Below are 26,716 nucleotides of genomic sequence, written 5' to 3'. Positions count from 1 at the left end.
GGGAGGCCCGGGCCGGCGTCCGGGTGCGGGTGGAGGTGGGCCGGAGCGGGGGGCGCGGTGGCCGCGGAGGTGTCCTCGTACGCCCCCGGGACGGGACCGCCGCGGCGGTGACTGCCCTGCGTATCGCTCACGACGTTCGCTCCACTGGTCCGGCCCCTGCTGGTTCGGGCACGGCACCTTAGCGGCAGGAGCCGTCACGCTCCAAAGTCGGACGGCTACCCGGCGTGTCGGCTCAGTAGGCGAAGGCGCGCGCCGTGTTGGCCGCGAGCGCGGTGGCCATGGCGTCCTCGTCGAGGCCGCGCACGGCCGCCATCGCCCGGACGGTCAGCGGGATGAGGTAGGGCGCGTTGGGCCGTCCGCGGTACGGCGCCGGGGTGAGGTACGGGGCGTCGGTCTCGACGAGCACCAGCTCCAGCGGAACGACGGCCAGGGCCTCCCGCAGGGGCGCCGCGTTCTTGAAGGTGACGGTCCCGGCGAAGGACAGGTAGTAGCCGGCGGCGGCGCACTCGCGGGCCATCTCGGCGTCTCCCGAGTAGCAGTGGAAGACCGTCCGTTCCGGGGCGCCCTCCTCGCGCAGGACCCGCAGCACGTCGGCGTGGGCCTCGCGGTCGTGGATGACGAGCGCCTTGCCCTGCCGCTTGGCGATCTCGATGTGGGCACGGAAGGAGCGCTCCTGCGCCGCCCTGCCCTCCGGTCCGGTGCGGAAGTGGTCGAGTCCGGTCTCGCCGACCGCCTTGACGTGCGCCAGCGCGGCGAGCGCCTCGATCTCGGCCAGCGCCCCGTCGAGCGCGGCCTCTCCGCCGCCGGCGCGCGCGCCCTGCCGCGACCAGCCGTCGGGGTCGCCGTGGACGATCCGGGGGGCTTCGTTCGGGTGAAGGGCCACGGCGGCGTGGACGTTGTCGTGGGCGGCCGCGGTCTCGGCCGCCCAGCGGGACCCCTTCACGTCGCAGCCGACCTGGACGACGGTGGTCACGCCCACCGAGGCGGCCTTGGCGAGGGCCTCCTCGACGGTGCCGGACTGCATGTCGAGGTGGGTGTGCGAGTCCGCCACGGCCACCCGCAGGGGTTCGGGGAGCGGGGGCGGGACGTCCTTCGAAGCGGTGCTCATACGGCCGATCCTATGACCGGCGCCCTGCCCGTCGGTCTCCGGGAGCGGGACCGCCCACGGCGGTCTACGAGCGGCGGAACAGTCCCCGCAGCCGGGCACCGAGCCCCTTGCCGCGGCGGTCCTCGCCGTCGGCCCCGGGCGCGACGGGCCCCGGGCCCTCGTGGCCGCGGCGGGCGCGGCGCTGCTTCGGCGGGCGCGGGAGGTTCTCGCCCGCGGGGACCGGGCCGGCGATGCCGGGCGCGACGGGGTGGTGGTAGAGCTGGTCGAGCATGCCGAGCACCGAGGAGACCTGCCCCGCGCGCATGATCCGCACGATGTGCCCGCCGCAGTTCAGGCAGGTCGGGTTCGACAGCGGGGAGGGGACGCGCTCGCCGTCGGCCGTGTACCGGATGAACGGCTGGCCGTTGCCGTCGACGTGGTGCTCTATCGCGTAGGCCTGCTCCCAGCCGTACCCGCACTTCATGCAGGCGAAGGAGTACGCCTCGTGCACGGTCGGCACGGCCGGCGCCGTGGCCGCCGCCGCCGCGGGTATGGAAAAGGCTCCGGGTGCGGCGGCGGGGACGGGTACGGGGGTGTCTGCGATCTCACTCATGCCAGCTCCTCTTGTTCCACTGGTGCCTTTGCCAGTGGACGCCTCTTCGGGCGGGAGCGCATCAGGTCCGGTCCAGTGTTGGACGGTCTTTGGGCGACTCATGCCCAAAGGCGGCGGTGCGCGGTCTGGGCTTTGCTTTTCAGGTTAGCTCTTTACCGACTTAACACACCTTTTGTGTCGCGTTCTTTGCCGCGACGACCGCGTCGAAGACGTCCCGCTTGGGTACGCCCGCTTCGGCCGCCACCGCCGCGATCGCCTCCTTGCGCCGCTCCCCCGCCTCCTCGCGCACCCGCACCCTGCGCACCAGCTCCTCGTCGTCCACGTCGCCGGGGCCGGCCGCCGGAGCGCCCTCCACCACGACGGTGATCTCCCCGCGCACGCCTTCGGCGGCCCAGGCCGCGAGCGCGCCGAGCCCGCCGCGCCTGACCTCCTCGTAGGTCTTGGTCAGCTCGCGGCAGACGGCGGCCCGCCGGTCGGCCCCGAACACCTCGGCCATGGCCGCGAGGGTGTCGTCGAGCCGGTGCGGGGCCTCGAAGTAGACGAGCGTGCGCCGCTCGCCCGCGACCTCCCGCAGCCGGCCCAGGCGCTCGCCGGCCTTGCGCGGCAGGAAGCCCTCGAAGCAGAACCGGTCCACCGGCAGCCCCGACAGGGCGAGGGCGGTGAGCACGGCCGACGGCCCCGGCACGGCGGTGACCTTCAGGTCCTTCTCCACGGCGGCGGCGACCAGCCGGTAGCCGGGGTCCGAGACCGAGGGCATGCCCGCGTCGGTCACCAGCAGGACCCGCTTGCCGGCCTCCAGGGCCTCGACCAGCTCGGGGGTGCGGGCCGACTCGTTGCCCTCGAAGTACGACAGGACGCGCCCGGTGGTGTGCACCCCGAGCCCCTGGGTCAGCCGGCGCAGCCGCCGGGTGTCCTCGGCGGCGATCACGTCGGCCCGCTCCAGCTCGGCGGCGAGCCGCGGCGGGGCGTCCGCGAGGTCGCCGATCGGGGTCCCGGCGAGGACGAGGACGCCTGCCTGGCCGGCGGGCGTGTGGACGGGTTCGGTGCCGCGGGGCTGGTCAGCTGTCACCCGTCCATCCTCTCAGCCCCCGCCGCGCGCCCGGCCCGCGGCGCCGCGCACGCCGCCGATCCGCCCGCGCCGCCCCTTTCCGCCCGGTCCGCGCCCCGCGGCGCGCGCACGGCCGGGCACACCGCGGGGCCGACGCACCCGCAGGACTGGGGCGCGCACAGATCGGTTCCCTACCATGACCCGGTGACCAGTACCGCGACGCCGCCGCCCAGCCCCGCGGGGGCCCCGCCCGCCCCGCCCGCGGGACGCGCAGACGAGCCCCCCACGTGGCTGCGCCGCCTGCGCGGCTTCGGCTACGCGCCGCCCGCCGGCGCCGCGCCGGGCGGTGACGTCCGCACCCGCCTGGTGCCCCCGTACGCCAGGCCCTCGGCGCAGCTGTGGGCGGCCTTCGGGCTGCGGCCCGAGGTGTGGGGCACCTGGCGGCGCGTGCTCGCGTGGGCGGGTCCGCTGCTGGTGGCGGCGGTCGCCGGGGTGCTGCGGTTCGTGCACCTGGGCACCCCGAAGGCGGTGATATTCGACGAGACGTACTACGCCAAGGACGCCTGGGCGACGATCAGGCAGGGCTACGAGGCGAGCTGGCCCAAGGACATCGACAAGTCGATCCTGGCCAACCCGGACGGGGTGCCGCTGCCCGTCGACCCGGGCTACGTCGTGCACCCGCCGGTCGGCAAGTGGGTCATCGGGCTCGGCGAGTGGATGTTCGGCCTGACCCCCTTCGGCTGGCGGTTCATGACCGCCCTGCTCGGCACCCTCTCGGTGCTGATGCTGTGCCGGATCGGACGGCGCCTCCTGCGTTCCACCTTCCTGGGCTGCCTGGCGGGCGCGCTGCTGGCGGTGGACGGCCTGCACCTGGTGATGAGCCGCACCGCCCTGCTCGACCTGGTGCTGATGTTCTTCGTGCTGGCGGCCTTCGGGGCGCTGCTCGTCGACCGGGACCGGACCCGGGCCCGGCTCGCCGACGCCCTCCCGGTGGACGCGGAGGGGAGGACGCGGCCCGACACGGTGATCGCCGAGACCCTGCGGCTGGGCTGGCGCCCGTACCGCATCCTGGCCGGCGTCTGCCTGGGCCTGGCCGCGGGCACGAAGTGGAACGGCTTCGTCGTGCTGGCCTTCTTCGGCGTCCTGACCGTGCTGTGGGACGCCGCCGCGCGGCGCACCGCGGGCGCGGGCGCGCCGTACGCCTCGATGCTGCGCCGGGACGCGCTGCCGGGCTTCGTCTCGACGGTGCCGGTGGCGGTGGCGACGTACGTGGCCTCGTGGTCGGGCTGGATCTTCAGCCCGGACAACGGCAAGGGCGGCTACCTGCGCGACTGGGCGGCCAAGTACGACCAGGGCAGCCCGCTGTCGTTCCTGCCGGAGTGGCTGCGCAGCATGTGGCACTACGAGACCGAGGTCTACAAGTTCCACGTCGGCCTGACCTCCGGGCACACCTACGAGTCCAACCCGTGGAGCTGGCTGGTCCTGGGCCGGCCCGTCTCCTTCTTCTACGAGTCCCCCGGCCCCGGCACGGACGGCTGCCCGGCGACGGCCGCGGGCAAGTGCGCCCGCGAGGTCCTGGCCCTGGGCACGCCGCTGCTGTGGTGGGCGGGCTGCTTCGCGCTGCTGTACGTGCTGTGGCGCTGGTTCTTCCGCCGCGACTGGCGGGCGGGCGCCATCGCCTGCGCCCTGGGCGCGGGTCTGCTGCCCTGGTTCAACTACCAGGAGCGGACCATCTTCTTCTTCTACGCGGTGGTCTTCGTCCCGTACCTGTGCCTGGCGGTGGCGATGATGATCGGCGCCCTCCTGGGCCCGGCGGGCTCCTCGGAACGCCGGCGCGCCGTGGGCGCGATCGGCGCGGGGGTGCTGGTCCTGCTGATCGCGTGGAACTTCATCTACTTCTGGCCCATCTACACGGGCCAGTCCATCCCGCTGGACTCCTGGCGCGGCCGCATGTGGCTGGACACCTGGGTGTAGCGGCGGTCCCCGGGCGGGCGTCGCCGGGCGGGCGGGGGCCCGGCGGGGGCGGATGTCCCGGTCCGGTAACAAGGGCCGGGGAAGTTGTCGGCTCCGCGTAAGGTCTGCACCCGGAGTTCTTTGAACGCGTTCAGAGAGCCGTGTTTCCCGGGGAGGGGCCAGCAGTGAACGGGGCAGCGAAGGGTGCGGTCATCGGCGGGGTGTTCCTGGTGATGGCCGGAGGGGCCGCCGTCGGCGCGTACGCGCTCGTCGGCGACGGCGGCGGTGACGGCAAGGACGGGGAGGTCTCCGCCCGGTCGGAGCGGGGCAGCGGGCCGGTCACCGAGAAGGAGGCGGCCCGGGCCGCCGAGGCCTTCCTGGCGGCCTGGGCGGCCGGCGACGGCGAGGGCGCCGCCGCGCTGACGAACAACGCGGCGGCCGCGCAGAGCGCGGTGGCGGACTTCAGGACCAAGGCGTACGTGTCCAGGGCCGTGATCACCCCCGGCACGCCCACCGGCACCACCGTGCCCTTCTCGGTCGCCGCCGAGGTCACGTACGAGGGGGTCACCAAGCCCCTGGCCTACGCGTCCAAGCTGACCGTGGTGCGCGGGCTGACCTCGGGCAAGCCGCTGGTCGACTGGCAGCCCTCGGTCCTGCACCCGGAGCTCGGGCCGGGCGAGTCGCTGCGCGCCGGGGCGCCCGCCACCCCGCCGGTCAAGGCCGTGGACCGCAACGGCGTCGAGCTGACCGCCGAGAAGTACCCCTCGCTGCGGCCCGTCCTCGGCCAACTCCGCGAGACCTACGGCGCGAAGGCGGGCGGCAGGCCGGGGGCCGAGCTGTGGATCGAACCGGCGGCCGGTTCGGGCGCCGCGAAGCGGACGCTGCTGACCCTCGCCGAGGGCGAGCCGAGCCTGCTCACGACGTACCTGGACGCGAAGGTGCAGGCGGCCGCCGAGAAGGCGGTGGCCGCGTACCCGGAGGCGTCGGTGGTCGCCGTCCAGCCGAGCAACGGGCACATCCTGGCCATCGCCAACCACCGCAAGGACGGCTACGACGCGGCGATGACGGGCAACCGGGCCCCCGGCTCCACGATGAAGATCGTCACGGCGGCCATGCTGATCGACCGCGGCAAGGTGGCGGCCGGGCAGCCGGCCGACTGCCCGGCGCTGGCGGAGTGGGGCGGCCGCGGCTTCCACAACCTGAAGAACTTCAGCCTGCCCGCGGGCACGAACTTCGCCACGAGCTTCGCCCGGTCCTGCAACACCGCCTTCATCAAGCAGATCGACGACGTCGACGACGACGGCGCGCTGTCGCGGGAGGCCACCGAGGTCTTCGGCATCGGGCTGGACTGGAAGACCGGCATCAAGTCCACCGACGGCAAGGTCCCGACGGCTACGGGCGCGGAGGCCGCGGCCGCGTACATAGGGCAGGGCCGGATCACCATGAACCCGCTGAACGTCGCGTCCCTCACCGCCACCGCGCGCACCGGGGTGTTCCGCCAGCCGCTGCTGGTCCCCGCCGAGCTCGACGGCCGTACGGTCGCCAAGGCGCAGCGGCGGATGAAGCCGGCCGTGCAGCAGCAGCTGGTCTCCATGATGCGGCTGACGGCCACCAGCGGGACGGCGGCCGAGGCGATGCGGCCGGTCGGCGGCGACAAGGGCGCGAAGACCGGCTCGGCGGAGGTCGACGGCGCGGGGAGCCCGGACAGCTGGTTCACCGGTTTCAGCGGCGACGTGGCCGCGGCGGCGATGGTCGAGGGCGGCGGCCACGGCGGCGACGCGGCGGGCCCGATCGTCGCCACGGTCCTCAGGGCCGGCTGACCCCGGCCGCCGCCGTGCGTACCGCCCGGACCAGCGCCTGGGCCCGCGGGTCGGCGGTGACCGAGGGGGCCAGGGCGTTGGTGACGTAGCCGAAGCCGATGCCGGCCTCCGGGTCGGCGAAGGCCAGCGAGCCGCCGCGCCCGGGGTGCCCGAAGGAGGCCGGGGACAGCAGCGGGGAGGCCGGGCCGTGCAGCATGTAGCCCGGTCCGAAGCGGGTGTTCACCACGAGGACCCGGTCGGGCCCGGCGGAGAGCTCCGACCCGGCCAGCGCGGTGGTGCGCGGGGTGAAGAGCCGGGCGCCGTCGTCGGTGTCGTCCAGCAGCGCCGCGTAGAAGCCGGCCAGCGCCCGCGCCGTGCCGGTGCCCGCCGACGCCGGGAGTTCGGCGGCCCGGTAGGCGGGGGCGTTCTCGTCCGGCAGCGGGTCGATGGCGGCGAAGGCGCGGCGGGTGAGCGAGGCCGGATCGGCGTAGGCCTCGGAGACGTTCCTGCGCGGCCGGGTCCGCAGCGTGCCGGGGCGCTCCGGCGGCGCCACCGCGGCGACCCGGCCGACCCGGCCCGCCGCCGCCTCGGCCGCGGGCAGGCCGATCCAGAAGTCCAGGCCCAGCGGCCCGGTCACCTCCCGCGCCAGCCACTGCCCGAGGGAGGCGCCGGTCACCCGGAGCACCAGCTCCGACAGCAGCCAGCCGTAGGTCTGCGCGTGGTAGCCGTGCGCGGTGCCGGGCTCCCAGAATGGCCGCTGCGCGGCGACCGCGCGCGGGCCCGTCGCCCCGTCGAGGGCCTCGGCGGGGGTCAGGCTCCGGTCGAGCGCGGGTATCGCGGCCCGGTGCGCGAGCAGGTCCCGTACGAGGACCCGCTCCTTGCCGGCCGCCTTGAACTCCGGCCAGTACGAGCCCACCGGAGCGGCCAGGTCCAGCAGCCCCCGCTGGTGCAGCAGCAGCGGTACGGCGGCGGCGACCCCCTTGGTGGCGGACCGCACCACCTGCGCGGTGCCCGCTGTCCACGGTTCGGCCGGGCCGGCGGGGGCGTCGGCGTCCTTCGGGCCGGCCCACAGGTCGACCACCCGGCGCCCGTCCCGGTACACGGCGACGGCCGCGCCCCGGTCCCCGAGCACCTCGAAGTTGCGTACGAACGCCTCGCGGACCGGCTCGAAGCCCTCCGCCACCTCACCCTGGATCTCCACGAGCGGTCCAACGTCCCGTGCGGGCCCCTTATGCCGGGCCGGCCCCCGGCCCCGGCACGGAGGTCCGTCCGCCTACGCCACGGTCACCGAGCGCGGGTCGAAGCCGAAGGGCAGCTCCAGTCGGTGCGCGCGCATCAGCCGCTCGTCGCACAGCAGGTCCTGGGTGCGGCCGTCCGCCGCGATGGCGCCGCCGCTGAGGACCACGGCCCGCGGGCACAGCTCCAGGGCGTACGGCAGGTCGTGGGTGACCATCAGCACGGTCACGTCCAGGGACCGCAGGATGTCCGCGAGCTCCCGCCGCGAGGCCGGGTCCAGGTTGGAGGAGGGCTCGTCCAGGACCAGGATCTCGGGGCGCATGGCCAGGACGGTCGCGACGGCGACGCGGCGGCGCTGTCCGAAGGACAGGTGGTGCGGCGGCCGGTCGGCGAAGTCGGCCATGCCGACCTGGGCCAGCGCGGCCGCGACCCGCTCCTCCAGCTCGGCGCCGCGCAGGCCCGCCGCGGCCGGGCCGAAGGCCACGTCCTCCCGGACGGTGGGCATGAAGAGCTGGTCGTCGGGGTCCTGGAAGACGATGCCCACCCGGCGCCGGATCTCGGCGAAGTTGCGCTTCTCGACGGGCAGCCCGGCCACGGTGACGGTGCCCACGCCGCCGCCGAGGATGCCGTTGAGGTGCAGCACCAGGGTGGTCTTGCCGGCGCCGTTGGGCCCGAGCAGGGCGACGCGCTCGCCGCGCCCGACGGTGAGGTCCACGCCGAAGAGGGCCTGGTGGCCGTCGGGGTAGGCGTAGGCGAGGCCGGAGACCTCCAGGGAGGGCGCGTCCTGCGCCGGGGGTGCGGGGGGGCCGGAGGGTGCGGTCACAGGGTCCATCCCATCAGACAGACGGCGAGGGCCGTCACCGGGAGGGCGGCCGCGTACGCCCACTGCGCGCGCGAGGCGGAGACCTCGTCGATCACCGGCATCGAGCCGGCGTAGCCGCGGCTGACCATGGCCAGGTAGACGCGCTCGCCGCGCTCGTAGGAGCGGATGAAGAGCGCGCCGGCGGTCTTGGCGAGCACGCCCCAGTGCCTTACGCCGCGGGCCTCGAAGCCGCGGGAGCGGCGGGCGACGGACATCCGGCGGAGCTCGTCGGAGACCACGTCCCCGTAACGGATCATGAAGGAGGCGATCTGCACCAGCAGCGGCGGCAGCTTCAGCCGCTGGAGGCCCAGCAGCAGGGCCCGCAGCTCGGTGGTGGAGGCGAGCAGCACGGAGGCGGCGACGCCCAGGGTGCCCTTGGCCAGGACGTTCCAGGCGCCCCACAGGCCGGAGACGCTGAGGGACAGGCCCAGGACGTGCACCCGCTCCCCCTCCGCCACGAAGGGCATGAGGACGGCGAAGGCGACGAACGGGACCTCGATCAGCAGCCGCCGCAGCAGGTAGCCGGCCGGGACGCGGGCCGCGGCCGCGACCGCCGCGAGGAGCAGGGCGTAGAGGCCGAAGGCCCAGACCGCCTCGCGCGGGGTGGACACCACGACGATCACGAAGGCGAAGACGGCGGCGAGCTTGCAGTGCGGGGGCAGGTCGTGGACCGGCGAGTGCCCGTGCCGGTAGAGCTGGTGGGCGTGGCCGGCGCCCACGTCAGCCCGCCGTGGGGGCGGAGGCGGAGGTCGCGGTGAGCTCGTCGGAGCGGCGGCGGCGCACGGTCCAGAAGATGCCGGTGCCGACGGCGACGGTCGCACCGACGCCGATGACCCCGGCGAGGCCGCCGGACAGGCGGGCGTCGTCGACGTCCTTGACGCCGTAGTCGGCGAGCGGGGAGCCGGCGGCCGCGTGGTCCTCGACCTTGGCGTCGATGCCCTTGTCGGCGGCGACCTTCTCCAGGCCGTCGGGGCTGGCGGACGCGTAGTAGGAGACGAACCCGGCGAGGACCAGGGCGGTGACCAGGCCGGTGATCCACACCTTCCGGATGGAGCGGGCCGCGACCGGCGCCGGGGCGGCGGCCGGGGCGTCGACGAGTTCGCCGCCGACGCGCAGCTTCAGCGGCGCGCTCAGGCCGCGGGCGCCGTGCACCAGGTCGGGGCGGACGGCGATGACGGCGCCGACGGTGGCCGCGGTGATGACGGCCTCGCCGATGCCGATGAGCACGTGCACGCCGACCATGGCGGTGAACACCTTGCCGATGGCGACGTCGGTGGTGCCGCCGACCGCGTAGACGGCGGTGAAGGCGGTGGCCGCGGCCGGGACGGAGAGCAGCGCGCCGGTGAAGGCGGCGACGGTCACGGACCGGCGGGTGGCCGGCAGCACCGCGAGCAGCCCGCGGAAGATCGCGTACGCGACGACCACGGTGACGACGCCCATGACGGTGATGTTGACGCCGAGGGCGGTCAGGCCGCCGTCGGCGAAGAGCAGGCCCTGCATGAGGAGGACCACGGAGACGCAGAGCACGCCGGTGTAGGGGCCGACGAGTATCGCGGCGAGCGCCCCGCCGAGCAGGTGGCCGCTGGTGCCGGCGGCGACGGGAAAGTTGAGCATCTGGACGGCGAAGATGAACGCGGCGACGAGGCCGGCGAGCGGCGCGGTGCGCTCGTCGAGCTCGCGCCGGGCGCCGCGCAGGCTGACGCCCACCGCGGCGGCGGCCACCACTCCGGCGGCCACCGAGACGGGTGCGTTGATGAATCCGTCGGGCACATGCATGGAGGGGCTCCGCTTCCTCTTCCTCACAAAGTCTTTAACCGTTCAAGAATAGTGCCCACTTGCAAACAGTTGGCAAGAGCGCAGCGGTCACAAAAGGAGCCGCGCGCTTTCGTGGGAATGTGCGAGGCTGGACGGACAAACGGACTCATATGTTCCAATTTCGAGGAGTCTTGTCGATGTCAGCCACCGCCGAGAATCCGCCGGCCGCCGCGGCGGGTACCGCGACCGTCACCGACACGACCGCCCCCGCGGCCGTCGTCGAGGAGCGCGTCCGGGCCCGGGTGATCACCGACGACCCCCTCTACCGGACCATCCCGGTCGCCCTACGCTTCGCGCCCGCCGAGCCGCTGGCCGTGCGGATCGTCTTCCCGGCGGACCTCTCCCCCGAGGGCACCGACAACGAGTGGGTCTTCCCCCGCGCCCTCCTGGAGGCGGGCCTGCAGGCACCGACCGGCACCGGGGACGTTCGCATCTGGCCCTGCGGCCGGGTCCAGGCGGTGGTCGAGTTCCACTCCCCCGAGGGAGTCGCGGTGGTCCAGTTCGACATCGCGGTCCTGCGCCGCTTCCTGCGCCGTACGTACGCCCCCGCCACCCGGTAGGAGCAACGGGCCCGGCCCCGTACCGCCCGGTGATCGGGCGGTACGGGGCCGGGCCTTCGTACGCGGGTCGCGCGGTGGCGCGGGACGGCGGGTGCGGGGGTCAGACCCCGACCAGCTCGCGGTCCTTGTCCGGGCCGTCGGACGGCCCGTCCGGTCCGGAGAGGTGCTTGCGCAGGCTCTCGCCCTCCACGTCGACGTTGGGCAGCAGCCGGTCGAGCCACTTGGGCAGCCACCAGGCCTTGTGCCCGAGCAGCGCGAGCACCGCCGGGACGATGGCCATGCGGACCACGAAGGCGTCGAAGAAGACGGCGACGGCGAGACCGAAGCCGATCATCTTGACCATCTGCTCGCTGGCCCCGATGAAGCCGGCGAACACCGCGATCATGATGACGGCGGCGGCCACGACCACCCGGGCGCTGTACTGGAAACCGGTCACCACGGCCTGGCCGGGGCGCTCGCCGTGGACGTAGGCCTCCCGCATGCGGGTGACGAGGAAGACCTCGTAGTCCATGGCCAGGCCGAAGACCACGCCCACCATGAAGATCGGCATCATCGACATGATCGGGCCGGTCTGCTCGACCCCGAAGAGCGATCCGAGCCAGCCCCACTGGAAGACCGCGACGACCGCGCCGAGGGCGGCGACCACCGAGAGCAGGAAGCCGAGGGCCGCCTTGAGCGGGACCAGGATCGAACGGAACACCAGCATCAGGAGCAGGAAGGCGAGGCCGACCACGAGCGCCAGGTAGGGCAGCAGCGCGTCGTTCATCTTCTGCGAGAAGTCGATGTTCATGGCGGTGGCGCCGGTGACGAGGACCTCGTCGCCGCTGACCGCGCGGATCTCGTGGACCAGGTCCTCGGTCTGCGTGGAGGACGGGCGGTCCTTCGGGATGACGGTGATGACCGCCGCGTCGCCGGCCTCGTTGAGGTTGGCCGGGGTGACCGCGGCCACCCCCTCCAGCCCCTTGATCCGGTCGGCGGTCTTGTCGGCGAGGGCCTTGTCCCCGTCGACGACCACCATCAGCGGGCCGTTGAAGCCGGGGCCGAAGCCCTCGGACAACAGGTCGTACGCCTGGCGCTGGGTGGTGGAGACGGGCTGGGCACCGTCGTCCGGCAGACCCATCTCCAGCTTGCTCGCCGGGATCGCGATGATCCCGAGGCCGATGACGCCGGCCAGCAGCACCATCACCGGGCGGCGCAGGACGAAGCGGGCCCAGCGGGTGCCGCCGTTGGCCTTGGGCTCGGTGCCGGCCGGGCGGCCCTTGCCGAACAGCCTGCTCTTGGTGCCGGCCGGCAGGACCTTCTTGCCCGCGAAGCCGAGGATGGCCGGGACCAGGGTCAGGGCGACCAGGACCGCGATGACCACCGTGCCGGCGGCCGCGAAGCCCATCTTCGTCAGCATCGGGATGTTGACGACGGCCAGGCCCACGAGGGCGATGACCACGGTGAGGCCGGCGAAGACGACGGCGGAGCCGGCGGTTCCGGCGGCCCGGCCCGCGGCTTCGTCGCGCTCGCGGCCCTCGGCGAGCTCCGCGCGGTAGCGGGAGACGATGAAGAGCGCGTAGTCGATGCCGACCGCGAGGCCGATCATCATCGCCAGGGTGGAGGTGGTCGAGCCGAGGTCCAGCACGTTGGCGAGCGCGGTGATGGAGGAGACGCCGATGCCCACGCCGATCAGGGCGGTCAGCAGGGGCAGCCCGGCCGCGACCAGCGAGCCGAAGGTGATGACGAGGACGATCGCGGCGATGGCGATGCCGATGATCTCGCCGGAGCCGGTCTCGGGGGCGGCCATCAGGGCGTCGCCGCCGATCTGGACGTTCAGCCCCGCGGCCGCGGCCTCCTTGCCGGAGTCCTTGAGCGCGTCGCGCGCCTCGTCCTTCAGCTCCATGCCGCTGACGTCGTACTTGACGCTGACGTACGCGATGGAGCCGTCCTGGCTCACGGCCTGGGTCTGGTAGGGGTCGGCGACGGAGGAGATCTGGCTCGCGCCGGGCCCGTTCTTCAGGCCGGAGACGATCTTCTCGACCTCGGCCTTGGCGGCGGGGTCGGTGACCTTGGCGCCCTCGGGCGCCTTGATCACGATGCGGGCGGTGGCGCCGTCGGCGGCCATGCCCGGGAAGCGCTGGTCGAGGAGGTCGAAGGCCCGCTGGGCCTCCGTACCCGGTATGGAGAAGGAGCCTGAGGTGGGCGCGGACGCCGTCGCGGCGCCGAAGCCGGCGGCGAACAGCAGCGCCACCCAGACGAGGGCGACGAGGCCGCGGCGCCGGAAGGCGCCTCGGCCGAGCCGGTAGAGGAAGGTGGCCACGTCGGTGGTTCTCCCGTTCGGGTCGTGGGATGGATCGGGGCATGGTGAGCCGGCCCGACGACGAGAGCGGCGTGTCAGGAGCAGCGGGAAACGGCGGGGACGGAGGGGACGGGAAGGATCAGACGCCGAGGGCGGGGAAGACCACGGCGTCGACGAAGTCACCGAGGAAGGCCCGGTCCACCGGGCGGTCCTCGATCAGCGGGAGCGCGATGAACGCCCCGATGAGCATGTGCGGCACGAAGTCCAGGGCCGGACAGTCCGGTCTGATCTCGCCGCGGTCGACCGCGCGCCGGAGCATCGTCTGGAGACCGTTGATCTCCGGATCGACCAGCAGGTCGCGCAGCGCCTTGTGGAGTTCGGGGCTCTCGTGGACGGCATGGGCCAGACCCCGCATCAGGGCGGTGTCCTTGGCCATCTGCGCGTCGTCCGAGTGTTCCACCATGCGCGCGAAGTCCCCGCGCAGGGTGCCCGTGTCGATTTCCCGCAGCGAGACGGGCTGCGTGCACCTCAGGGCCTTGGCGACCAGTTCCGGCTTGCTCCCCCACTGGCGGTAGAGGGTGGCCTTGCTGGACTTCGTACGGGCGGCGACCGCGTCCATGGTCAGTGCTTCGTAGCCGACGTCACGCAGCAGGTCGAGGACCGCTTCGTGCAGTTCGGCCTGCCGTTCGGGGGTGATCCGACTGCGCCGGGCCGCCATCGCCTCGGTCATGTCCGCCCCTCCATCCGAACGAAACCGTTCCGTACGCTGAAGACGATACCCCCACCCCTAGCGAAACGAAACCGTATCGTTTCGTTGGAGCGGGTGTCATGGGTCACGTGCACGAGTTGCCAGGGCCCCCCGGCGCGGAAAGCATTGGGGGGTGAGTCACGACGGCGCCTACCTCCGCTTCCCACACCTCCACCACGACCTGCTGTGTTTCGCCACCGAGGACGACCTGTGGGTCGCCCCGCTGGTGCCGGAGGGTCAGGCCCCCGGCCGGGCCTGGCGGGTGACGGTCGACCGGACCCGCGTCAGCCACCCGCGCTTCTCCCCCGACGGCCGGCACATCGCCTTCACCACCTGGCGCACCCTGGACCCCGAGATCCACCTCGCCCCCGTGGACGGCGGCCCCGCCCGACAGCTGAGCCACTGGGGGGCCACCGACACGCGCGTCTGCGGCTGGACCCCGCCCGACGAGGACGGCCGCAGCGACATCCTCGCCGTCTCCTCGCACAGCCAGCCCTTCTCCTACTTCGCCTGGGCCTACAGCCTCCCCGCCGACGGCAGCCCCGGCGGCCGCCTGCCCTGGGGCCCGGTCTCCGACATCCAGGTGCACGACGGGGACGACGGCGAACGGCGCACCCTCCTGCTCACCGGCAAGCCCCCGCACGAGCCGGCCGCCTGGAAGCGCTACCGGGGCGGCGCCACCGGCCGGCTGTGGCTGCACGGCCGACGGCTCCTGGAAGACCTCGACGGGCACCTCGACTCCCCGATGTTCGTCGACGGCCGGATCGCCTTCCTCTCCGACCACGAGGGCGTCGGCAACCTCTACTCCTGCCGCCCCGACGGCGGCGACCTGCTGCGCCACACCGATCACGACGCCTTCTACGCCCGGCACGCCTCCAGCGACGGCTCCCGGGTCGTCTACCAGTGCGCCGGCGACCTCTGGCTGGTCGACTCCCTGGCCCCCGGCGCCGTCCCGCGCCGCCTGGAGGTCCGCCTCGGCGGCCCGCGCGCCGGCCGGCGCAGCTACCAGGTGCCCGCCGCCAGCCACGTCGACTCCCTCTCCGTGGACACCACCGGCCGGGCCAGCGCCGTCGTGGTGCGCGGCAGCCTGTACTGGCTGACCCACCGCGACGGCCCGGCCCGCACCATCGCCGACACCCCCGGGGTGCGGGTGCGGCTGCCGGAGATGCTGGGCGGCGGCGGGCAGGTGGCGTACGTCACCGACGCGGAGGGCGAGGACGCCGTCGAGATCGCCTACCTGCCGCGGGCCTCCGGCGAACGCGCGCCGCGCCGGCTGGCCTCGGGCGCGCTGGGACGCGTACTGGAGCTGCTGTCCGACCCGGACGGGGAGCGCCTGGCCATCGCCTCCCACGACGGGCGGCTGCTGCTGATCGACGCGGCGGAGGAGTCCGACGGCGAGGTCACCGAGCTGATCAGGTCGGTCAACGGGCCCGTCACCGACCTGGCGTTCTCGCCCGACGGGTGCTGGCTGACCTGGTCCCACCCGGGCATCGGCCGGTCGCTGCGGCAGATCAAGATGGCCCGGATCTCCGGCCCCGGCACCCGCAGCGTCATCGACGTCACCAACGGCCGATTCGAGGACGAGAGCCCGGTCTTCACCCGGGACGGGCGCTACCTCGCCTTCCTGTCGTGGCGCGGCTTCGACCCGGTCTACGACGTGCACACCGGGGACCTGTCCTTCCCGCTGGGCTGCCGCCCCTACCTCGTGCCGCTGTCCTCCGCGACCCCCTCCCCGTTCGCATTCTCCCCCGACGGCCGCCCGGCCGCGGGCGGCCTCGACCCCGTCGAGGGGGACTCCGACACGGGCGACGGCGCGGTGACCGTGGAGGTGGAGGGCCTGGAGAGCCGGGTCACCCCCTTCCCGGTCGCGGCGTCCAAGTACTCGGCCCTGTACCCGGTGAGCGGCGGCGGGCTGGTCTGGCTGCGCTGGCCCATCTCGGGCGCGCTCGGCGAGACCTTCGCCAACCCGGCCGACACCAGCGGCAAGCCGACGCTGGAGCACTTCGACATGACCAAGGCCCGCAAGAGCGAACTGGCCTCGGGCCTGGACTGGTTCGCGGTCAGCGGCGACGGCACCCGGCTCGTCGTCAACGACGACGGCGACCTGCGGGCGGTCCCCGCGACCGAGTCGGGCGACGGCGACTCGACGGTCTACCTCGACCTGCGGCGCATCCTGCACGAGGTGGACCCCGCGGCCGAGTGGCGCCAGGCGTTCGAGGAGGCCGGCCGGATCATCCGCGCGTACTTCTGGGAGCCGGACATGTGCGGCATCGACTGGGACGGCGTCCTGCGCCAGTACCGCCCCCTGGTCGAACGGGTCGCCTCCCCCGACGAGTTCGCCGACCTGCTGCGCGAGGTCCTCGGCGAGCTCGGGACCTCGCACGCCTACGTCTCCCCGGCCCGCCGCAACGAGGGCCCCCCGCACTACCAGCGCGCCATCGGACTGCTCGGTGCCAACCTGCTGCCCCGCGACGGCTCCTGGGTGGTCGGCCGCATCCTGCCCGGCGAGTCCTCCGACTCCAAGGCCCGCTCCCCGCTGGCCGGCACCGGCATCCGGGAGGGCGCCGAGATCACCCACGTCGACGGCCGCCCCGTCGACCCGGTCGCCGGCCCGTTCCCGCTGCTCGCGGGGGCCGGCGGCACCACCGTGGAGCTCACCTTCCGGCCCGCGGAGGGCTCGGGCCGCGCCCGCCGGGTCGCGGTCGTCCCGCTGGTCGACGAACGGCCGCTGCGCTACCAGGACTGGGTCTCCAAGCGGCGCGCGGTGGTCCGCCAGCTCAGCGGCGGCCGCTGCGGCTACCTCCACATCCCGGACATGGGCGGCTCGGGCTGGGCGCAGTTCAACCGCGACCTGCGGATGGAGATGTCCCGCCCGGCCCTGATCGTGGACGTCCGCGGCAACGCCGGCGGGCACATCAGCGAGCTGGTGGTGGAGAAGCTGACCCGGTCGATCATCGGCTGGGACCTCACCCGCAACGCCCAGCCCGTCAGCTACGCCTCCAACGCGCCCCGGGGCCCCATCGTCGCCCTGGCCGACGAGGCGACCTCCTCCGACGGCGACATGATCACCGCGGCCATCAAGCTGCTGGGCCTCGGCCCGGTGGTGGGCCAGCGCACCTGGGGCGGGGTGGTCGGGATGACCGGCCGGCACGCCCTCGGCGACGGATCGGTGATCACGGTGCCGATGAACGCGGCCTGGTTCCCGGAGTACGGCTGGTCGGTGGAGAACCACGGAGTGGACCCAGACCTCGCCGTGCTGCGCACCCCTCTCGACTGGGCGGAGGGCCGCCACGCCCAACTGGACGACGCGGTGGAGCTGGCGCTGGAGCTGCTGGAACAGGACCCGGCGGCGGTGCCCCCGGGCTACACGGACGTACCCGACCTGCGCCGCCCGAAGCTGCCGCCACGCCCGTAGCGGCGGCCACGGTGAAGCGGCGGCCACGGTGAAGGGGCGCGGCCCGCCGGCCGCGCCCCTTCACCCCGCGTCCCGCGCGGTGCCTACGTGCCGGACGTGTCGTCGACGACCTCGGCCGGCCGCTGCCGCGCGGCCCGTCCGGGCGTGCCCGGCGCGTCCGGCGCACGGCGCGCCGCACCCTCCGGGGCGTCGTCGCGGGCTTCGCGGGCCTCGGCTCCGGCTCGCTCGGCCAATTGCCTCGCCTTCTCGTGGAACTGGTCTCTCAGGCCCATGGTGTTCCTCCAGAGGTGTCGGGTGGCTCGGGTGCGACCAGCCTGGCACGACCGGACGAACCTCGCATATCCGACAGACCTCCGGTCAGGTGCGCGCGGCCCGCTCCTGCTCGTCCGCGGCGCCGCCCGCTCCCACCAGCCCCTTGGACACACCGGCCAGCCGGGGTTCGAACCGCTTCATCTCGCGCTGCCCGACCGCCCCGATGATCCCCGGCAGGTACCCCCGCACGCCCTGCATCCCGCGCAGCCACCACTGCGCGTAGACGTGCGACGAGCGCCGCTCGATGCCCGCCACGATCCGGTCGACGGCGGGGCCGAGCGGGTAGGTCCGGTTCGACGGCCACGGCAGCCGCTGGCGCAGCTCCCGCATGACCTCGTCCCGGTCGGCCCCGCGCACCATGTCGGTGTCGGTCCAGGACAGGTAGCCGACACCCACCCGTACGCCCTTGTAGCCGACCTCGGCGCGCAGGCAGTGGGCGAAGGCCTCGACGCCGGACTTGGAGGCGCAGTACGCGGTCATCATCGGCGCGGGAGTGATCGCGGCGAGCGAGGCGATCTGCAGGAAGTAGCCCCGGCTCTCCATCAGGACGGGCAGGAAGGCCCGGCCCGTGACGGCCCCGCCGATGAGGTTGACCTCGATCACCCGGCGCCAGGCCTCGGGGTCGGAGTCGACGAACGGGCCGCCCGAGGCCACGCCCGCGTTGGCGACGACGACGTCCACCTTGCCGAAGCGCTCCTTGACCTCCCGTGCGACGCGGGCCATGGCCTCGTGGTCGGTGACGTCGGCGTACCAGTGGTCGCTGTCGGTGTGCAGCCGTTCGGAGACCTCCTTGAGGGCCTCCGGCTCCAGGCCGACCAGCGCGATCTTCGCGCCGCGTGCCGACAGCTTGCGGGCGAGCAGCTCGCCCACCCCGCGGGCGGCTCCGGTGACGACGACGACCTGACCTTCCAGACTCCTGCGAGCGCTCACGCGGTCTTCTCCTTCTCTTCGGCGGACGGGTCGGCGGACGGGTCGGCGGACGGGGCTGCGGGCGCGTCGGCCGGCGTCCGCGGGGACGGGGCCGGGGCCGGGGCCGCCGCGGCGGGCAGGTACAGCGCGGTCAGCTCGCGCACGGCGGCGGTCACCGCTTCCGGGGCCTCGATCGGGGTCATGTGCCCCATGCCGGTGAGCTCGGTGAGCCCGACGCAGTTCGGCAGCGCGGCGGCGAGCCGCCGGGCGTGCGCGACGGGCGTGAGCCGGTCGGCCTTGCCGCCGATGACGGCGGTGGGCACGGTGAGGCGGGCCACGTCCGCGTCGAGGTCGAGGCCGGCCAGCACGGCGGACCAGGCGCGGCGGACCCCGGTCGGGCAGGCGTGCACGATGCGGGCGCACGCCTCGACCTTCTCGGGCGCCGAACCGGGGCCCATGGTCGCGTACTTGAGGATCGCCCGGGCCACGGGCGTGACGGGCCCCAGCGGCGCCCGGGAGCCGAGGACCGCGCCGGTGAAGCGGGTTCGCGCCGGCCCCGCCCGCAGCGGCAGCACGAGCGACTGCGCGACCAGCCCGGCGCTCCCGGTGCTGCACAGCAGCGCGGCCGCGGCGTGCTCGGCGAACTCCGGGCGCTGGGCGGCCGCCATGATGGTCATCCCGCCCATGGAGTGCCCGGCGATGACGGCCCGTTCGCCCTCGGCCAGCGTCGCCCGCAGCACGGCCACGAGGTCGTCGGCGAGGGCCGTGGTGCTGTAGGCGCGGGCGGCCGGGCTGCGGCCGTGCCCGCGCTGGTCGTAGGCGACGACCCGGTGGTCCCGGGCCAGCTCCCGCACCTGGGCGGCCCAGAACGCGGTGGAGCAGGTCCAGCCGTGCGCCAGCACCACGGCCGGCGCCCCGTCCTCCCCGTGCACCTCGACGTGGAGCCGGGATCCGTCGGCGGAGGTGGCGACCAGCTCGCGCCGCGCCACCGGCGGCGCGTACGGCCCGGACACCACGTGCGTCAGCCGGCTCACGCCGCCCCCTCCTCGACGGCGCCCACGGCCGGAGCCGCGGCCGGAGCCGGCGTCCCGGCCACCCCGGCGGCCGCCACCGGCTCCCGGTCCCGGACGCGCACGACCTCGTACTCGGCCAGGTCCACCGCGCGCGTCTCCTTGCGGAACTCGCCGGTCGTGCCCGGCCAGACCGTGGTGTTGCGGCCCTGCTCGTCCAGGTACCAGCTGGTGCAGCCGCCGGTGTTCCACACCGTCCGCTCCATCCGGGCCTGCACCTGCCGGTTCCAGCGGTTCACGGCGGACGGCCGGGCCGCGAGCGCGACCTTCCCGCCCAGCACGCCGAGCTGCCGCAGGTAGTCCGCCATGTAGTTCAGCTGCGACTCGATCATGAGGATCATCGAGCTGTTCCCGAGCCCGGTGTTGGGGCCGATGATCGTCATCAAGTTCGGGAAGCCCGCCGCCGTCGCACCGCGCAGCGACTGCATCCCGCCCTTCCACTCCTCCGCGAGGGTCCTGCCCTCCACGCCGACCACCCGGTCGGCGATCGGCATGTCCGTGACGTGGAAGCCGGTGCCGAAGACGATCGCGTCGACCTCGGTCTCCGTCCCGTCCGCGGCCACCAGCACCGAGCCGCGGACCTCCTTCAGCCCGGACGCCACCAGGTCCACATTGGGCCGGGCCAGGGCCGGGTAGTACTCGCTGGAGAGCAGGATCCGCTTGCAGCCGATCCGGTACGAGGGCGTCAGCCTGGCCCGCAGCTCCGGGTCCTTGATCGAGCGCGCCATGTTGGCCTTGGCGAGCGACTCGACCAGCCCGAGCTGGTTCGGCCGCTTGGTGAAGGCGCTGACCTGGAGCTCCCGGATGCCCCACAGCAGCCCGCGCCGCGCCGCCCGGGTGAAGGGCAGCTGACGGTGCAGCCAGCGCTCGGCGGTGGTGATGGCCCGGTCGGTGCGCGGCATCACCCACGGCGGGGTCCGCTGGAAGAGGGTCAGCCGCTCCACGTCGGGGGCGATGGCGGGCACGATCTGGATGGCCGAGGCGCCGGTCCCGATCATGGCGACGCGCTTGCCGGCGAGGTCGTAGTCGTGGTCCCAGCGCGCCGAGTGGAAGACCTTGCCCGGGAACTGCGCGAGCCCCGGGATGTCCGGCATCTTCGGGTCGGACAGCGGTCCGGTCGCCGACACCACCACGTCGGCGGTCAGCTCCCCGGAGGCGGTCTCGATCTCCCAGTGCAGCGCGTCGGCGTCCCAGCGCATCAGCAGCACCTCGGAGTCGAGCCGGATGTGCCGGCGCAGCCCGAAGGTGTCGGCGACGCGCTCCAGGTACGCGCGGATCGCGGGCTGCCCGGAGAAGGTGCGGGGCCAGTCCGGGTTGGGCGCGAAGGAGAAGGAGTACAGGTGCGAGGGGACGTCGCACGCGCACCCCGGATAACTGTTGTCCCGCCAGGTCCCGCCGACCGATCCGGCCCGTTCCAGGACCACGAAGTCGGTGATCCCCTCGCGCCGCAGCCGCACCGCCGCGCCCAGCCCGCCGAATCCGGACCCGATCACCGCCACCCGTACGTGCTCACGCCGCCCGTGCTCGCGCTCGCCCATGCCCGCCGCCTCCGCTTCATCCGCAGTGCCTTGCCAGACCATCGCAACACTGCCAGCAATCACTGGCACAATCGGGAGAGTAGAGCAGCCCCGTACTCATGGGTAGGGGTCGCGCCCGGAAAGTTGCTGCCGGTACGCCTAGGCTGCGCCTGTGGCGAAGGACGAGACGGAAGCGAAGACAGTGCGCGAGTACCGCACGGCGGAACTGGCCGGGGAGGCCGGCATCCCCGTCCGCACCCTGCGCTTCTACCGCGAGCGCAAACTGCTCCCGCCCCCGCGCCGCGAAGGCCGCATCGCCTGGTACGACGACCACCACCTGGCCCGGCTGCGCACCATCGCCGCCCTGCTGGAGCGCGGCCACACCCTGGGCGGGATCGCGGAGCTGACCACCGCGTTCGAAAGCGGCCGCGACGTCGGACAGCTCGGCGAGCTGCTGGGGATCGGCTGGTCCGAGGAGACGCCCGTACGGCTCTCGCCCGAGGCGCTGGCCGACTACTTCGAGGGCGAGGTCACCCCGGAGAACCTGGCGGCCTCGCTCGACCTCGGCTACCTGGCGACCGACGGCGAGGAGATCGTGCACGTCAGCCGGCGGCTGCTGGACGTGTCCTCGGCGCTGGTCCGCGAGGGGGTCCCGCTCGCGGCCGTCCTGGAGACGGGCCGGCGCGTGCGCGCGCACGCGGACGCGCTGGCCGCCCTGTTCACCGAGCTGATATCGGCCCACATCGCGCAGGACGACGCCGTCACGCGGCTGCGGCCGCTGGCCAAGAGCGTGGTGGAGGCGGAGCTGACCATGGCCATGGACCGCCTCCTGGCCGCCGCACCGGCCCCCGACGACCCGGCGGCCGGGACCCCCGCGAGCGGAGCCCCCGCGACCGGACCGGATCAGACCCCGAGCTCGTAGACCACGGTCACCGGCGCGTGGTCGGACCAGCGCTCCGGGTGCGTCTCGGCCCGCTCCACGAAGGCCTTCACGGCCCTGCCGGCCAGCCCGGGCGTCGCCACCTGGAGGTCGATGCGCCAGCCGGCGTCGTTGTCGAAGGCCCGGCCCCGGTAGGACCACCAGGAGTACGGGCCCTCGGCGTCGGGGTGCAGCGCGCGCACGACGTCGACGTAGCCCGCCTCCTCGTACACCTTGCCCAGCCATTCCCGCTCCTCGGGCAGGAAGCCGGCGCTCTTGCGGTTCGTCTTCCAGTTCTTCAGGTCGGCCTCGCGGTGGCAGATGTTCCAGTCGCCGCAGACCACGACCTCGCGCCCGTCGGCGGCGGCCCGCACCTTCAGCTCCTCCAGGTAGGCGCGGAACTCGCCCATGAACCGGTACTTCTCGTCCTGCTTCCCGGTGCCCGCCTCGCCCGAGGGCAGGTAGAGGCTGGCGACGGTGACCCCCGGGAAGTCCGCCTCGACGTACCGCCCCGAGGCGTCGAACTCGTCGCTGCCGAACCCGATCCGCACCCGCTCCGGCTCCCGCCGCGCGTACAGCGCGACCCCGGCCCGGCCCTTGGCGGCGGCCGGCGCGAAGACGGTGTGCCAGCCCTCGGGCGCCCGGGCCTCGGCCGGGATCTGCGCCTCCTCGGCCCGCACCTCCTGGAGGCACACGACGTCGGCGTCGGAGCCGGCGAGCCACTCCACGAAGCCCTTCTTCGCGGCGGCGCGGATCCCATTCACATTCACGGAGGTCACAGTGAGCATCCCTGCACCTTAGCGAAAGGGTTCCGTACGATATTCGAATGTCTCACGGGATGATCCAGCTCCGCGCCGTGCCCTACGACCACGGCGACGCTGTCGAACTCAACGACCAGGTCCAGCTCGAGTACCAGACCCGGTACGACGGCGAGGGCGACGTCACCTACCTCGACCCCGCGATGTTCCTCCCGCCGCGGGGCCTCTACCTGCTGGCGTACGACGCCGAGGGCGCGGCCGTCGCCAGCGGCGGCTGGCGCACCCAGGACCACAACGACGAGGGCTACTCGGACGGCGACGCGGAACTCAAGCGCATGTACGTCGTCCCCCGCGCCCGCGGCCTCGGACTCGCCCGACGCACCCTGGCGGCCCTGGAGGACGACGCGCGCGCGGCGGGCCGCACCCGCATGGTCCTGGAGACCGGCGACCAGCAGCCGGAGGCGATAGCCCTCTACCTCTCGGCCGGCTACACGGCGGCCCCCAAGTTCGGCCACTACCGCTTCCACGCCTCCAGCCGCTGCATGGCCAAACCTCTGAACACCCCGTCCTGACCCACTGCGACAGCGGCCCGACCACCCGCCCGCCGGAGCCTCCGGCGGGCCCGTGATCGCCCGTCAGGCCCGGTACCCCGCAAACGCCGAGATCCCGCCCAGCCTTTCGGCTGAACGGGATCTCGTGACGTTCCCGAGAGCTACTCGCGAACTGTCGTCTGTGGACCTGTGGGGATTTGAACCCCAGACCCCCTCGATGCGAACGAGGTGCGCTACCAGACTGCGCCACAGGCCCTTGCGACGTGTGAAACATTAGCATCCCCGCGCGGGTGCTCCAAAACCGGTATCCGGGAGCGTCCGCGCAGGTCACCGATCACTCGTTCGCGGCCCGCGGGCGCTCGTCGCTCTCGTACTGGTCGAACAGCGGCGTGCGGCCGCGGTCACGGCCGCGGGGCCGCGGCGCGGACTGCGGGTCGGGGGACTGCGCCGGCGCGGGGACGGCCGGCTGGGCGCGCAGGCGCGGCTCCGTCGGCTCGGCGGCGCTGGAGCGCTTCGCGCTCCAGCCGTCCGGGGCCGCGGGGCCGGTGGCGCGCGGGGCGACCGGAGCGGTCACGTAGGTCGGCAGCGGGACCGGGACCGGCTCCCAGCTGTCACCGCGCGCGGGGCCGCGTTCGCGCTCGCGCTGCTGGTCGACCCACTCGGCGTGGTCGGTCTGTTCGACGAGCGCCCGACGGCCGGCCTCCTGCGGGGAGACCGGTGGCGCGGGGTCCGGTTCGCCCGCCGCGGCCTCGGGCTCGCGGCGGCGGGGACGGTTCTCGCGCAGGTGGCGCGCGGCGGCCTCGGCGCGGCGGCGGTCCATGGTGAACTCGTAGCGCCGGCGCTCCTGGACCCGCAGGTGCACGATGTACGCGCTCAGCAGTACGGCCGGCACGGCCGGCGCCCACAGCAGGTGCAGGCCGCCCACCGCGGCGACGACCGCACCGAGGGTGAAGACGAGGAAGAGGAGCGCGGTGGTGCGCCGGCGGCGCGCGAGGACCTGGAGTCGCTGCTCGCGGCGGGCCCGCTCGGCGCGCTGCTCCCGTTCGGCTGCGGCAGGTCTCGGCTCCGCCCTGGTCGGGGGCACGACGACGGCCCGGACGTCGGCGTCCACGGAATGCACCGTTTCCGTCGCGGCGTCCGGGTCCGCCCGGGGTTCGGGCTCCACCTGCTCGTCACCGCGCTCACGCAGCCCCTTGGCGTAACGGCGCTCCATTCCCGCCCGGCCCGAAAGCAGCCGAATGGCAGTGGAGAAGCGTTCCGTCGGACGGGCCTCGTTCAGCTCGTCCTGCCTGCGGAGCCACATGGGCACCAAGTAGGCGGCCCAGGCCCCGACAATGACTGCGTAGATGAGGCCGCTGCTGCTCACACCCCACACCGTAGAGGGGCGCGGGCGACGGGATCGCCCAATCGGGCCGGTGTGTCGCACGATCTCGCTGATATCACGGACTTTTTTTGTGATTCTTCGGATCAGGTTATGGGCGAATCGGTTCCGCGGGCCTTAAATTCGAACTCTTATTCGGATATCTATGTCTGCGGACTCTCCCGGCGGCGGGCCCGGTGCCAACGGCGCAGCAGCCCTTCGGGCACCTCCTCCGCCGTGACGGCGTAGACGAGGTGGTCGCGCCAGGCCCCGTCGATGTGGAGGTAGCGCGGGCGCAGCCCCTCCTCGCGCAGGCCCAGCTTCTCCACCACCCGCCGGCTCGGCCCGTTCTCCGGGCGGATGCACACCTCGATCCGGTGCAGCCCGACCCGGGCGAAGCAGTGGTCCACGGCCAGCGCGACCGCCGTCGGCATCACGCCGCGGCCCGCCACCTCGCGGTCCACCCAGTAGCCGACGTGGCCCGCGCACATCGAGCCCCAGGTGATCCCGGCGACCGTCAGCTGGCCGACGAGCCGGCCCTGGTACTCGATGACGAAGGGCAGCATCCGGCCCGCGTTCGCCTCGGCGCGCAGGTGGCGGACCATCTGGCGGTACGTCGGCCGCTGGATCACCGGCCCCCACGGGGCGGGCGGCGGGATCGTCGCCTCCCACGGGCGGAGCCAGTCGCGGTTGCGCCGGTTGACCTCGCGCCAGGCCTTCTGGTCGCGCAGTCTTATCGGCCGGAGGGTGACCTCGCCGTCCGTCAGGACCACCGGCCAGGTGGGGCCGTTCAGCTCGTGCTCCCGGAGGGTCCCGCCGGTCCGGGGTGGTCGCCGCCGCGGATCTGGTCCACGGCGTGCAGCAGCAGGCGGGACAGGACGGCGAGGCCGTCGCGCACCCCGCCCGTCGAGCCCGGGAGGTTGACGATCAGGGTGTGTCCGGCCACGCCGGCCAGGCCCCGGGAGAGGGCCGCGGTGGGCACCTTGGCCAGACCCTCGGCGCGGATGGCCTGGGGGATGCCGGGGATCTCGTAGTCCAGCACCCGCGCCGTGGCGTCCGGGGTGCGGTCGGTCGGCGAGATGCCGGTGCCGCCGGTGGTCAGGATGACGTCGTAGCCGGCGGCCACGCCCTCGCGCAGCGCCTGACCGACCGGGTCGCCGTCCGGGACGACGCGCGGGCCGTCCACCGCGAAGCCGAGCTCCTCCAGGGCCTCGGCGAGCAGCGGTCCGCCCCGGTCCGGGTAGACGCCCCGCGAGGCCCGGTTGGAGGCGGTGACCACCAGGGCGCGCAGCGCCGCCGGTGCCGCCGCGGGTCCGGCCGCCGCGGACGGCGCCGCGGCGGCGTCCGGCTCCGGCACCGCGTGCAGGTGGCTGTGGACCTCGCCGCCGCGCGGGGCGTTCACGCGCGGGTCCAGTCGCCGGACTTGCCGCCGGTCTTCTCCTCCACCCGGACGTCCGTGATGACGGCGCCCTTGTCGACGGCCTTGACCATGTCCACGACGGTGAGGCCGGCGACGGCGACCGCCGTCAGCGCCTCCATCTCGACGCCGGTGCGGTCGGTCGTCTTCACGGTGGCCAGGATCTCCACGGCGTCGTCGGCGACCGACAGTTCGACCTTGACGCCGGAGACCGCCAGCGGGTGGCACAGCGGGATCAGGTCGGGGGTCTTCTTGGCCCCCATGATCCCGGCGATCCGTGCGGTGGCGAGGGCGTCGCCCTTGGGGACGCCCTCGCCGCGCAGCAGCTCGACGACCCGGGGGGAGACGCGTACCCGGCCGCTGGCCCGGGCCGTCCGGGTGGTGACGTCCTTCTCGGAGACGTCGACCATCCGGGCCGCACCGGCCTCGTCGAGGTGGGTCAGCCTGCTCTGCGTACTCATAGCTCTGCGCGTCGCTTCCGTCCGG

At 73.9% G+C, this 26,716-nt stretch carries 24 protein-coding genes and 1 tRNA gene; 6 read left to right on the top strand and 19 right to left on the bottom strand.

Annotated features, from left to right (window positions below; translation table 11 throughout):
* Nucleotides 1–232: 232 nt before the first annotated feature.
* The 3 genes from CP968_RS19785 to rsmI form a co-directional block, all read right to left on the bottom strand.
* Nucleotides 233–1,108: a TatD family hydrolase gene (locus CP968_RS19785; RefSeq protein ID WP_150519275.1), complete on the bottom strand. Its 876-nt coding sequence runs from the start codon at nt 1,106–1,108 to the stop codon at nt 233–235.
* Nucleotides 1,109–1,172: 64 nt separating this feature from the next.
* On the bottom strand, nt 1,173–1,700 hold the full coding sequence (locus CP968_RS19780; RefSeq protein WP_373303987.1) for a hypothetical protein: 528 nt from the start codon (nt 1,698–1,700) through the stop codon (nt 1,173–1,175).
* 160 nt (nt 1,701–1,860) lie between these two features.
* Entirely contained in the window at nt 1,861–2,769 is a 909-nt protein-coding gene (rsmI, locus tag CP968_RS19775) for a 16S rRNA (cytidine(1402)-2'-O)-methyltransferase (RefSeq protein ID WP_150519274.1), read from the bottom strand.
* A 183-nt stretch (nt 2,770–2,952) separates the two neighbouring features.
* Between rsmI and CP968_RS19770 the strand changes: the two genes are divergently transcribed.
* Nucleotides 2,953–4,722 carry a dolichyl-phosphate-mannose--protein mannosyltransferase gene (locus CP968_RS19770; RefSeq protein ID WP_150519273.1) on the top strand — a complete coding sequence of 590 codons (1,770 nt, stop codon included), beginning with the start codon at nt 2,953–2,955 and terminating at the stop codon, nt 4,720–4,722.
* 164 nt (nt 4,723–4,886) lie between these two features.
* Nucleotides 4,887–6,521, top strand: a complete 1,635-nt coding sequence (locus CP968_RS19765; RefSeq protein ID WP_150519272.1) for a penicillin-binding transpeptidase domain-containing protein — start codon at nt 4,887–4,889, stop codon at nt 6,519–6,521.
* Here CP968_RS19765 and CP968_RS19760 read toward each other — a convergent pair.
* From CP968_RS19760 to CP968_RS19745, 4 genes are all read right to left on the bottom strand, one after another.
* Nucleotides 6,508–7,701: a serine hydrolase domain-containing protein gene (locus tag CP968_RS19760; protein WP_150519271.1), complete on the bottom strand. Its 1,194-nt coding sequence runs from the start codon at nt 7,699–7,701 to the stop codon at nt 6,508–6,510. The two genes, CP968_RS19765 and CP968_RS19760, sit on opposite strands and share 14 nt — an antisense overlap.
* Nucleotides 7,702–7,773: 72 nt before the next feature.
* On the bottom strand, nt 7,774–8,568 hold the full coding sequence (locus CP968_RS19755) for an energy-coupling factor ABC transporter ATP-binding protein (RefSeq protein ID WP_150519270.1): 795 nt from the start codon (nt 8,566–8,568) through the stop codon (nt 7,774–7,776).
* The gene (gene cbiQ, locus CP968_RS19750; RefSeq protein ID WP_150519269.1) at nt 8,556–9,317 is read right to left on the bottom strand and encodes a cobalt ECF transporter T component CbiQ; all 762 of its coding nucleotides are present in this window, start codon (nt 9,315–9,317) and stop codon (nt 8,556–8,558) included. The genes CP968_RS19755 and cbiQ overlap by 13 nt, the downstream gene beginning before the upstream one ends.
* Nucleotide 9,318: 1 nt before the next feature.
* On the bottom strand, nt 9,319–10,374 hold the full coding sequence (locus tag CP968_RS19745) for an energy-coupling factor ABC transporter permease (protein WP_150519268.1): 1,056 nt from the start codon (nt 10,372–10,374) through the stop codon (nt 9,319–9,321).
* A gap of 176 nt (nt 10,375–10,550) precedes the next feature.
* On the opposite strand from CP968_RS19745, the gene CP968_RS19740 reads away from it, so the two are divergent.
* Entirely contained in the window at nt 10,551–10,973 is a 423-nt protein-coding gene (locus tag CP968_RS19740) for an SsgA family sporulation/cell division regulator (RefSeq protein ID WP_150519267.1), read from the top strand.
* Between the two features lie 100 nt (nt 10,974–11,073).
* Here CP968_RS19740 and CP968_RS19735 read toward each other — a convergent pair whose 3' ends face one another.
* Entirely contained in the window at nt 11,074–13,275 is a 2,202-nt protein-coding gene (locus tag CP968_RS19735) for an MMPL family transporter (RefSeq protein WP_150519266.1), read from the bottom strand.
* Nucleotides 13,276–13,393: 118 nt separating this feature from the next.
* Nucleotides 13,394–13,984: a TetR/AcrR family transcriptional regulator gene (locus CP968_RS19730; RefSeq protein ID WP_189828815.1), complete on the bottom strand. Its 591-nt coding sequence runs from the start codon at nt 13,982–13,984 to the stop codon at nt 13,394–13,396.
* Nucleotides 13,985–14,135: 151 nt separating this feature from the next.
* Here CP968_RS19730 and CP968_RS19725 point away from each other — a divergent pair, with 151 nt between their 5' ends.
* A complete protein-coding gene (locus CP968_RS19725; protein WP_150519265.1) occupies nt 14,136–17,417 on the top strand; it encodes a S41 family peptidase in 3,282 nt (1,093 codons plus the stop codon).
* Nucleotides 17,418–17,500: 83 nt separating this feature from the next.
* Here the strand turns inward: CP968_RS19725 and CP968_RS19720 are convergent, their stop codons facing one another.
* The 4 genes from CP968_RS19720 to CP968_RS19705 form a co-directional block, all read right to left on the bottom strand.
* The gene (locus CP968_RS19720) at nt 17,501–17,689 is read right to left on the bottom strand and encodes a hypothetical protein (protein ID WP_150519264.1); all 189 of its coding nucleotides are present in this window, start codon (nt 17,687–17,689) and stop codon (nt 17,501–17,503) included.
* Nucleotides 17,690–17,774: 85 nt separating this feature from the next.
* The gene (locus CP968_RS19715; protein WP_150519263.1) at nt 17,775–18,659 is read right to left on the bottom strand and encodes an SDR family oxidoreductase; all 885 of its coding nucleotides are present in this window, start codon (nt 18,657–18,659) and stop codon (nt 17,775–17,777) included.
* Nucleotides 18,656–19,672, bottom strand: a complete 1,017-nt coding sequence (locus CP968_RS19710) for an alpha/beta fold hydrolase (RefSeq protein WP_150519262.1) — start codon at nt 19,670–19,672, stop codon at nt 18,656–18,658. Before CP968_RS19710 ends, CP968_RS19715 begins: the two co-directional genes overlap by 4 nt.
* A complete protein-coding gene (locus CP968_RS19705) occupies nt 19,669–21,246 on the bottom strand; it encodes a flavin-containing monooxygenase (protein WP_150519261.1) in 1,578 nt (525 codons plus the stop codon). Before CP968_RS19705 ends, CP968_RS19710 begins: the two co-directional genes overlap by 4 nt.
* A gap of 151 nt (nt 21,247–21,397) precedes the next feature.
* Between CP968_RS19705 and CP968_RS19700 the strand changes: the two genes are divergently transcribed.
* Complete coding sequence (locus CP968_RS19700; RefSeq protein WP_150519260.1) at nt 21,398–22,147, top strand: MerR family transcriptional regulator; 750 nt, start codon at nt 21,398–21,400, stop codon at nt 22,145–22,147.
* Here CP968_RS19700 and CP968_RS19695 read toward each other — a convergent pair.
* Nucleotides 22,129–22,932, bottom strand: a complete 804-nt coding sequence (locus tag CP968_RS19695; RefSeq protein WP_150519259.1) for an exodeoxyribonuclease III — start codon at nt 22,930–22,932, stop codon at nt 22,129–22,131. The two genes, CP968_RS19700 and CP968_RS19695, sit on opposite strands and share 19 nt — an antisense overlap.
* Nucleotides 22,933–22,970: 38 nt before the next feature.
* On the opposite strand from CP968_RS19695, the gene CP968_RS19690 reads away from it, so the two are divergent.
* Nucleotides 22,971–23,474 carry a GNAT family N-acetyltransferase gene (locus tag CP968_RS19690; RefSeq protein WP_150519258.1) on the top strand — a complete coding sequence of 168 codons (504 nt, stop codon included), beginning with the start codon at nt 22,971–22,973 and terminating at the stop codon, nt 23,472–23,474.
* Between the two features lie 161 nt (nt 23,475–23,635).
* On the opposite strand, the gene CP968_RS19685 is transcribed toward CP968_RS19690, so the two are convergent.
* From CP968_RS19685 to moaC, 5 genes are all read right to left on the bottom strand, one after another.
* Nucleotides 23,636–23,709 (bottom strand) — tRNA-Ala (locus tag CP968_RS19685).
* Nucleotides 23,710–23,787: 78 nt separating this feature from the next.
* Complete coding sequence (gene sepX, locus CP968_RS19680) at nt 23,788–24,819, bottom strand: divisome protein SepX/GlpR (protein WP_150519257.1); 1,032 nt, start codon at nt 24,817–24,819, stop codon at nt 23,788–23,790.
* Nucleotides 24,820–24,977: 158 nt separating this feature from the next.
* Entirely contained in the window at nt 24,978–25,586 is a 609-nt protein-coding gene (locus tag CP968_RS19675; RefSeq protein WP_150519256.1) for a GNAT family N-acetyltransferase, read from the bottom strand.
* A 17-nt stretch (nt 25,587–25,603) separates the two neighbouring features.
* Nucleotides 25,604–26,104 carry a MogA/MoaB family molybdenum cofactor biosynthesis protein gene (locus CP968_RS19670; protein ID WP_229885959.1) on the bottom strand — a complete coding sequence of 167 codons (501 nt, stop codon included), beginning with the start codon at nt 26,102–26,104 and terminating at the stop codon, nt 25,604–25,606.
* Nucleotides 26,105–26,211: 107 nt separating this feature from the next.
* Complete coding sequence (gene moaC / locus CP968_RS19665; protein ID WP_150519254.1) at nt 26,212–26,691, bottom strand: cyclic pyranopterin monophosphate synthase MoaC; 480 nt, start codon at nt 26,689–26,691, stop codon at nt 26,212–26,214.
* Nucleotides 26,692–26,716: the final 25 nt, after the last annotated feature.

Source organism: Streptomyces subrutilus, assembly GCF_008704535.1.
In the GTDB taxonomy this organism is placed as follows: domain Bacteria; phylum Actinomycetota; class Actinomycetes; order Streptomycetales; family Streptomycetaceae; genus Streptomyces; species Streptomyces subrutilus.
The sequence above is the reverse complement of the archived record's forward strand: the minus strand, read 5'-3'. Positions and strand labels throughout refer to the sequence as shown.

Excerpts from the sequence above, each read along its gene's own strand:
- CP968_RS19745 (WP_150519268.1), bottom strand. The coding sequence starts at position 10,374 with ATGCATGTGCCCGACGGATTCATCAACGCACCCGTCTCGGTGGCCGCC.
- CP968_RS19755 (WP_150519270.1), bottom strand. The coding sequence starts at position 8,568 with ATGGACCCTGTGACCGCACCCTCCGGCCCCCCCGCACCCCCGGCGCAG.
- CP968_RS19780 (WP_373303987.1), bottom strand. The coding sequence starts at position 1,700 with ATGAGTGAGATCGCAGACACCCCCGTACCCGTCCCCGCCGCCGCACCC.
- CP968_RS19720 (WP_150519264.1), bottom strand. The coding sequence starts at position 17,689 with ATGGGCCTGAGAGACCAGTTCCACGAGAAGGCGAGGCAATTGGCCGAG.
- CP968_RS19690 (WP_150519258.1), top strand. The coding sequence starts at position 22,971 with ATGTCTCACGGGATGATCCAGCTCCGCGCCGTGCCCTACGACCACGGC.
- CP968_RS19740 (WP_150519267.1), top strand. The coding sequence starts at position 10,551 with ATGTCAGCCACCGCCGAGAATCCGCCGGCCGCCGCGGCGGGTACCGCG.
- CP968_RS19730 (WP_189828815.1), bottom strand. The coding sequence starts at position 13,984 with ATGACCGAGGCGATGGCGGCCCGGCGCAGTCGGATCACCCCCGAACGG.
- CP968_RS19705 (WP_150519261.1), bottom strand. The coding sequence starts at position 21,246 with ATGGGCGAGCGCGAGCACGGGCGGCGTGAGCACGTACGGGTGGCGGTG.
- moaC (WP_150519254.1), bottom strand. The coding sequence starts at position 26,691 with ATGAGTACGCAGAGCAGGCTGACCCACCTCGACGAGGCCGGTGCGGCC.
- CP968_RS19695 (WP_150519259.1), bottom strand. The coding sequence starts at position 22,932 with ATGCTCACTGTGACCTCCGTGAATGTGAATGGGATCCGCGCCGCCGCG.
- CP968_RS19785 (WP_150519275.1), bottom strand. The coding sequence starts at position 1,108 with ATGAGCACCGCTTCGAAGGACGTCCCGCCCCCGCTCCCCGAACCCCTG.